Consider the following 5,077-nt stretch of genomic DNA (forward strand, 5'->3'; position numbering starts at 1 on the left):
CGATCAGCCCGGTGACGGCGGCGCGCGCGGCGGTCGCCTCGGCGTCGTCGCCGGTGCGGCCCTGGACGCCGAGGCGGTGCGCGGCCTCGCCGAGCACCTTGTGCAGCGTGCGGCCGGGGTCGTCGACGGCGCCGAGCACCTCTGCGATCGCGGCGACCTTGAGGCCGCCGACTTCCAAAAGGGCGCGAATCAACCGAAGTCGGCGTTCGTGCGTCTCGTCGTAGTGCGCCTGGTTGGGGCTGCTCAACTCGCCCTGCGACAGCAGCCCTTCCCGTACGTAGTACTTGATCGTCGGCACCGGCACACCGGTTCTGCGGCTCAACTCGCCAATACGCACGGCCTGTCCACGCTCCCGTTCCTCGTCATCGCTTGCCAACCCCCGACCCATCATAGATAGTGGCGCTATCGGATAGCAGATAGTGCCGCTATCTACTCTGGCTCTTCATGCGCGCACCTGACGCACGCGACCCACCACAGATGAGATGAGGGGACACCCATGTCCTTATGGCGTTCATGGCACCGACCGCTGGTGCTGTTCTCCGCGTCGATGGCCGCCCTCGCCGTCGTGTCCACGGTCGGACTCGTGGTCGACGACCGGGTCCTGGTGGGCGCGCGGATCTGGTTCAAACCGTTCAAGTTCGCGGTCTCGTTCCTCGCGTACGGGCTCTCACTGGCCTGGATGCTGTCGCTCCTCGACCGCGGCCGACGCGTCGGCTGGTGGGCGGGCACCGTGGTCGCGGCGGCGAGCGCCGTCGAGATGCTGATCATCACCGGCCAGGTGGTACGCGGGAAGCGCAGCCACTTCAACCACCAGACACCCTTCGACGAAGCGCTGTTCGACGCGATGGCCGTCACCGTCGTCGTCCTCTGGCTGGCCACGCTCGCCATCGCGGTCCTGCTGCTGCGCGCCAGGACCGCCGACCGCGCCTCCGCCTGGGCGATGCGCTGCGGCATCGCCCTGGCCCTCGCCGGAGCCGCCGTCGGCTTCCTCATGACGCAGCCGGCCCCCGGCCAGGTGCGCGGCGAGTCCTCGGTGGTCGGCGCGCACAGCGTCGGCGTACCGGACGGCGGCCCCTCCATGCCGCTGACCGGCTGGTCCACCACCGGCGGCGACCTGCGCATCCCGCACTTCTTCGGCATGCACGCCCTGCAACTGCTCCCGCTGCTGCTCATGGCCCTGATGGCGCTCGCGCCCCGCTACTCCCGCCTCGCCGACGCCCGCGTGCGCCTGCGGCTCGTCCTGGCGGCGTCCGGCGCGTACGCGGCCCTCTTCGCCCTGCTCACCTGGCAGGCCCTGCGCGGCCAGCCCCTGATCCACCCGGATGCGACGACGCTCACGGCGGCGGCCCTGATCGCCTGCGCCGCGGCGGCGGGAACGTACGCCTCCCTGCGCACCCCGACCGCCCCGACGAGTCCGACCGCCCCAACCACCGTCACCCACAAGGACGTCGACGAGACTCAGCACTCCCGGGAGACGGAGACAGCGGCATGACCGGATTCCTCTTCGAGCTCTCCTTCTGGCTGGCCGCGCCCGTCTGGCTGCTCATGATCCTCGCCCCGGCCTGGGGCCCCACCGCCCGCATCGCCGCCTCCCCGCTGACCGTCGTCCCGATCCTCCTCGTGTACCTCGCCCTCGCCCTGCCCGTCCTGCCGGAGCTGTGGGCCACCGTGCGCAGCCCCGACCTCGACGGGTTCCGCGACCTGACGGCACTCGCCGACGGCGCGGGCGCGATCTGGGCCCAGGTCATCGCCTGGGACCTGCTGCTCGGGCAGTGGATGTACCGCGAGGGGCGAAGGCTCGGCGTGCACCCGCTGGTGATGGGCCCGCTACTGGTCCTCACCATCCTGCTCTCGCCGTTCGCACTGCTGCTCTTCCTGCCACTGCGAGAGGTCCTCGGCCGCCGGGAATACCCCACCCTTTCCGGAGGTTGCCTCCGTTACGACAGTGGACCTCCGAAAGGGCAGTCATGAAGATCGGCATCATCGGCGCGGGAAACATCGGCAGCAACCTCACCCGTCGCCTCACCTCCCTCGGCCACGACGTCTCCGTCGCGAACTCGCGCGGCCCGCACACCCTGACCGCCCTCGCCGAGGAGACCGGCGCGACGCCCGTCGCCGTCGAGGAGGCCGCGCGCGGCGCGCAGGTCGTCGTCGTGACGATCCCGCTCAAGGCCGTCCCCGGCCTGCCCGCCGGCTTCCTCGACGGCGCGGCCGAGGACGTCGCCGTCATCGACACCGGCAACTATTACCCGCAGCAGCGGGACGGGAGGATCGCCGAGATCGAGGAGGGCCTGACCGAGAGCCGCTGGACGGAGCGGCAGATCGGCCACTCGGTCATCAAGGCCTTCAACGGCACCTACGCCCAGGACATCCTCGACAAGCCGCGGCCCAAGGGCACCCCGGGCCGCGTCGCCCTGCCGGTGTCCGGCGACGACGAGGCCGCCAAGAAGGTCGTACGCGACCTCATCGACGAACTCGGCTTCGACACCGTCGACAACGGCGGACAGGACGAGTCCTGGCGCCAGCAGCCCGGAACTCCCGTGTACGGCAACACCGGTGACGTGGCGGAGATCCGCCAGGCCCTGGACGCGGCGTCCCCGGAGCGCACGGCGGACTGGCGCGCCTGAACGCCCGGAGCGTCAGGGCGTGGCCCACTCCCGCAGCGCGTCCTCGCTCGCGAAGTCGGCCACGTTCTTGTCGATCGGCGTCGACGTGTGCTGGTGGATCGTCCACTTCGCCTTGACGCGTGGCTTGCCCGCCGTCACGTAGTCGGCGATCCACAGCCCGTCGCCCGCATAGGACGTCGTGTCGTGGTTCAACCAGAAGTCGCGATTGCAGTAGAGGAGAACCCTATGTCCGGGTCGTAGCCTCTTGACCTCCCGGATGAAGCGGTCCTTCTCCGCGTTGCTGGCGCGCGAGCCCGACCCCGTCCGCTCCCAGTCCACCGCAAGCAGATCCCCCGCCTTCTCCGGGGCCTTGCTCACGAAGTACTCCGCCTGGGCCGTGATGTTGCCCGGCCACAGGAAGTGGTAGAAGCCGACCACGCAGCCGCCGTCGCGGGCGCGTTTCGTCTGGGCGGTGAGTTTCGGGTTGATGTACGAACGGCCCTCCGTCGCCTTGATGATGACGAAGGAGAGGCCGTCCGTGCTGAAGGTCGTCTGATGCGAGCTGACGTCGATGCCACGGATCATGGGCGGACTCCGGGGGTGGGGGGACAGCACGTTCCCGAGCTGCCCCTTTCTCGTGCCCGGTGTCGGCGACGGCCAACCGTCAACCATCAAGGGTTCAACGGAAGATCCCCGTGTGCCCGAGCGAATAGCGGCCCGGCTGCGGATAGACGGCGAGGCCGTGCGGGCCCTTCCCGACGGGGATGCGGGCCAGCTGGACCCCGGTCCGGGTGTCGATGGCGTACACCTCGGAGTCGTAACGCCCGGAAAGCCAGAGGGTGTTGCCGTCCGCCGAGACGCCGCCCATGTCGGGGCTGCCGCCCTGCGGAAGCTTCCACTTCTTGGTCAGCTCGTTCTTCGGGAAGTCGAAGACGGAGATCGTGCCCTCGCCGCGGTTGGAGATGTACATCTCCTTGGAGTCGCGGCTGACGTAGAGGCCGTGGCAGCCCTTGCCGGTGGGCAGCAGCTTCGGCGTCGTGAACTTGTCGCCGTCCAGGACCCACATGCCGTGCGCCATCATGTCGGCGATGTAGAAGGTCTTGCCGTCGGGGGACATCTTCACGTCCTGCGGCATGGCGCCCTCGAAGGGGATCTTCTGCTGGCCGACGACCTCCATCTTCTCGGTGTCGACCTTGAGGAGTTCGCCGGAGAACTCGCAGGAGACGATGAAGTAGCGGCCGTCCATCGAGAAGTCGGCGTGGTTGACGCCGGCGCAGGTGACGGGGACGGTCTTCACGCGGTTCAACGTCTTCGGATCGCGGAAGACGAGCTCGCGGTCCATCGAGGCCATGACGACGGCGTACTTGCCGTTCGGCGTGAAGTAGAGGTTGTAGGGATCGGAGACCTCGACGGTGCGGCCGGTCTTGCCGGTGACGGGGTCGAGCGCGGTCAGGGAGTCCCCGAGGTCGTTGTTGACCCACAGCGTCTTCATGTCCCAGGAGGGCACGACGTGCTGGGGCTGGTCGCCGACCGGGATGGTCTCGACGACCTGGAACGTCTTGGGGTCGATGACGGACACCGTGTCGGACTCGGTGTTGGGGACGTAGACGCGCGGCAGGAACTTCTTGGCCACCGGCGCCAGGGCGTTGGGCCGGTCGGCGGCGTAGGCGTCCTTGGGGTCGAGGACGGGCGGCATGCCGGGCAGCCCCGGCGCCGCCTTCGGCTTCGCGGGTTTGCGGACGCCTTCGGTGCCGAGGGCTTCGTCGGCGCGGCCGCCGGAGCCGCAGCCGGCGAGGGCGGCGAGGACGGCACCGGCGGCGAGCAGGGCCGCGGTGCGTTGGGTGAGGCCGAGGGTGAGGGGCATCAGGTCAGCAGCTCCGTGGTCGTGACGGCGCGCAGGCCGCGGCGTTCCAGTTCTTGCAGGACGGCGGGGAGCGCGGCGACCGTGTCCGCGTACCCGAAGTGCAGGCTCACCACGGACCCCTCGCGGATCTCGCCGGCGATGGTGCGGGTGATCGCCGGGGCGCCCGGCGAGGTGAAGTCGAGGGAGTCGACGTCGTACGAGAGGACGTGCGGGTAGCCCACGCGGTGGGCGAGGCGTTCGACGAGGGGGGTGGCGCGCTGGGCGCGGGAGGGGCGGAACCAGGTGCCGATGGAGCCGGTGAGGCGGCGCAGCCGGTCCGCGCAGCCGGTGATCTCGGCGTGGGCATCGGCCTCGGACATGCCGTTGATGTCGCGGTGGTGGTGGGTGTGGTTGCCCAGGTCGTGTCCGCCGTCGAGGATGCGGCGGGCGAGGTCGGGGTGTTCGTCGAGCCAGGCGCCGACGGCGAGCACGGTGACTCTGGCGCCCGCCTTCTCCGCCTCGCTGAGCAGGGCCTTCGCGATGGCGGGGTCGCCCTGGCCGTGGAAGGTGAGGGCGACCTGGCGGCGGTCGCGGGGGCCGTGGGCGATCTGGGCGGGCCGCCCGGGGA

General features: G+C 70.2%; 7 protein-coding genes. 3 read left to right on the plus strand and 4 right to left on the minus strand.

What is annotated here, in order from left to right; all coding sequences use genetic code 11:
• The coding region (locus tag AOK22_RS02005) for a MerR family transcriptional regulator (RefSeq protein ID WP_157872156.1) at positions 1 to 337 on the minus strand (337 nt) is incomplete at its 3' end.
• Positions 338 to 496: 159 nt separating this feature from the next.
• On the opposite strand from AOK22_RS02005, the gene AOK22_RS02010 reads away from it, so the two are divergent.
• The 3 genes from AOK22_RS02010 to AOK22_RS02020 are packed head-to-tail and all read left to right on the plus strand — an operon-like array spanning position 497 to position 2,627.
• On the plus strand, positions 497 to 1,492 hold the full coding sequence (locus tag AOK22_RS02010) for a hypothetical protein (RefSeq protein WP_079036278.1): 996 nt from the start codon (positions 497 to 499) through the stop codon (positions 1,490 to 1,492).
• Positions 1,489 to 1,971: an ABA4-like family protein gene (locus tag AOK22_RS02015; RefSeq protein ID WP_055696776.1), complete on the plus strand. Its 483-nt coding sequence runs from the start codon at positions 1,489 to 1,491 to the stop codon at positions 1,969 to 1,971. The genes AOK22_RS02010 and AOK22_RS02015 overlap by 4 nt, the downstream gene beginning before the upstream one ends.
• Positions 1,968 to 2,627: an NADPH-dependent F420 reductase gene (locus AOK22_RS02020; protein ID WP_055696777.1), complete on the plus strand. Its 660-nt coding sequence runs from the start codon at positions 1,968 to 1,970 to the stop codon at positions 2,625 to 2,627. Before AOK22_RS02015 ends, AOK22_RS02020 begins: the two co-directional genes overlap by 4 nt.
• A gap of 12 nt (positions 2,628 to 2,639) precedes the next feature.
• On the opposite strand, the gene AOK22_RS02025 is transcribed toward AOK22_RS02020, so the two are convergent.
• The 3 genes from AOK22_RS02025 to AOK22_RS02035 form a co-directional block, all read right to left on the minus strand.
• Positions 2,640 to 3,191 carry a glycoside hydrolase family 25 protein gene (locus tag AOK22_RS02025; protein WP_055696778.1) on the minus strand — a complete coding sequence of 184 codons (552 nt, stop codon included), beginning with the start codon at positions 3,189 to 3,191 and terminating at the stop codon, positions 2,640 to 2,642.
• A 94-nt stretch (positions 3,192 to 3,285) separates the two neighbouring features.
• Positions 3,286 to 4,470, minus strand: a complete 1,185-nt coding sequence (locus AOK22_RS02030; protein WP_055696779.1) for a YncE family protein — start codon at positions 4,468 to 4,470, stop codon at positions 3,286 to 3,288.
• The coding region (locus AOK22_RS02035) for a polysaccharide deacetylase family protein (protein WP_055696780.1) at positions 4,470 to 5,077 on the minus strand (608 nt) is incomplete at its 5' end. The genes AOK22_RS02030 and AOK22_RS02035, both read right to left, overlap by 1 nt.

This window comes from Streptomyces silaceus, assembly GCF_001419745.1.
GTDB lineage: Bacteria > Actinomycetota > Actinomycetes > Streptomycetales > Streptomycetaceae > Streptomyces > Streptomyces silaceus.